Annotated in this window: 2 protein-coding genes; both read left to right on the top strand. The window is 48.8% G+C overall.

What is annotated here, in order from left to right:
- The first annotated feature begins 276 nt into the window (after positions 1-276).
- On the top strand, positions 277-777 hold the full coding sequence (tssB, locus tag JTA15_RS11210; protein WP_032681318.1) for a type VI secretion system contractile sheath small subunit: 501 nt from the start codon (positions 277-279) through the stop codon (positions 775-777).
- A 33-nt stretch (positions 778-810) separates the two neighbouring features.
- A partial coding sequence (gene tssC / locus JTA15_RS11205; RefSeq protein WP_134180182.1) for a type VI secretion system contractile sheath large subunit occupies positions 811-2,354 on the top strand: 1,544 nt, incomplete at its 3' end.

The following is a 2,354-nucleotide window of genomic DNA, read 5'->3' as shown; positions in this document are numbered from 1 at the left end:
GGCAACATTTTGTTACATTTTTTGATTTCCGATCGGGTGGGGAACGTTCCTACACTCCGGCCATTGGGTCTTATCCGAAATTTTTTTCATTTCAGACAAATACTCAAAAACACAATGTCGATATGCTGGTGAATGGAATGTGCCCGCTTTTAATTCCGGGGTTTTGATTTTCGTCCGATGACGTGAGCCTGGAAGTTGTTCTGGCTGGGTTTGCCTTTCTTATTAATTTCTCACTGGCATTGACCGTTTTTATAACTCCAAAAAACAGGGATAGCCATGTCTAACTCTTCTTTTCAGTCCGAAATACCCAAGGCACGTATTAATTTAAAGCTTGATTTGCATACGGGCGGAGCGAGCAAGAAAACTGAGCTCCCCCTGAAATTACTGGTGGCGGGAGACTTCAGTAATGGTCAGGAGACTGCATCACTATCGGAGCGCAAAAAAGTTAATCTGAATAAAAACAACTTTGACTCTGTACTTTCCGAATATTCCCCAATCGTAAATATTACCGTTAAAAACACGCTTGCTGGTGATGGCAGTGAAGACAACATCAATCTGACATTCCAGAGTATTAATGATTTCTCTCCGGAGCAGGTTTCGCGGCAAATACCTCAGCTGAAGGCCATGCTCTCCATGCGCAATTTGCTTCGCGATTTAAAAGCAAACCTGCTTGATAACCAGGCTTTCCGAAAAGAGTTGGAAAAAATTCTTCTCGATCCTGCATTAAGTGCAGAACTCAGAGCCGAACTCTCAGCCCTGGCTCCGAAACAGCCATAACGGCCATATGCTTTTAACGGATTAATAAGGAATATGTTGATGTCTGTAAAAAATGAGAATGCCGCGGGTAACGAGAGTGTAGTGCTTGAACGTCCTGCAGCAGGCGGGGTATATGCGTCCCTGTTTGAAAAAATCAATCTTAACCCTGTCTCTGAGCTAAGTGCGCTTGATATCTGGCAGGATGCACAGGCGATGTCGGATGCAACAGCAGACGAACGTTTAACTGCCGGCATGAAGGTGTTCCTGGAATGTCTGACAAAAGCGGGCTCAAAAGTTGAGAAACTCGACAAAAACCTGATTGACCACCATATCGCGGAACTGGATTACCAGATCAGCCGTCAGCTTGATGCTGTTATGCATCATGAAGACTTTCAGGCGGTAGAAAGTCTGTGGCGCGGTGTGAAATCTCTTGTCGACAAAACCGATTTTCGCCAGAACGTGAAAGTTGAACTCCTGGATATGTCTAAAGAAGACCTGCGTCAGGACTTTGAAGACTGCCCGGAAATCGTCCAAAGTGGGCTGTATAAACATACATATATTGATGAGTATGATACCCCGGGTGGAGAGCCGATTGCTGCGCTGATTTCCGCTTACGAATTTGATGCGTCTGCGCAGGATGTAGCCCTGCTGCGCAACATCTCTAAAGTGTCTGCTGCTGCACATATGCCGTTTATCGGTTCTGCCGGCCCGAAATTCTTCCTGAAAGACAATATGGAGGACGTGGCGGCCATTAAAGATATCGGTAATTACTTTGACCGCGCTGAGTACATCAAGTGGAAATCCTTCCGCGAGACGGATGATTCCCGCTATATCGGTCTGGTTATGCCGCGTGTTCTGGGGCGCCTGCCTTATGGTCCGGATACCGTACCTGTGCGTAGCTTCAACTACGTCGAAGAAGTGAAAGGTCCGGATCATGACAAATACCTGTGGACCAACGCCTCGTTTGCCTTTGCATCCAACATGGTACGCAGCTTCATTAACAACGGCTGGTGTGTACAAATTCGTGGCCCGCAGGCCGGTGGCGCCGTTCAGGACCTGCCTATTCATCTGTACGACCTCGGTACCGGCAATCAGGTAAAAATCCCGTCTGAAGTGATGATCCCGGAAACCCGCGAATTTGAGTTCGCGAATCTGGGCTTCATTCCACTTTCCTACTACAAGAATCGCGATTACAGCTGTTTCTTCTCGGCGAACTCCACGCAGAAGCCGGCCACGTATGACACCGCTGATGCTACTGCCAACAGCCGCATCAACGCCCGTCTGCCTTACATCTTCCTGCTGTCGCGTATTGCGCACTACCTGAAGCTCATTCAGCGCGAAAACATCGGCACCACTAAGGATCGTCGTCTTCTGGAGCTGGAGCTGAACACCTGGGTTCGCGGTCTGGTGACGGAAATGACCGATCCCGGCGATGAGCTGCAGGCGTCCCACCCCCTGCGTGATGCGAAAGTGGTGGTGGAAGATATCGAAGATAACCCGGGCTTCTTCCGCGTGAAGCTGTACGCCGTGCCGCACTTCCAGGTAGAAGGGATGGACGTCAATCTGTCACTGGTATCCCAGATGCCGAAAGCCAAATC

It is taken from the genome of Enterobacter sp. BIDMC 29, from assembly GCF_019378755.1.
GTDB lineage: Bacteria > Pseudomonadota > Gammaproteobacteria > Enterobacterales > Enterobacteriaceae > Enterobacter > Enterobacter ludwigii.
This window is presented reverse-complemented; position numbering and strand designations above follow the sequence as displayed.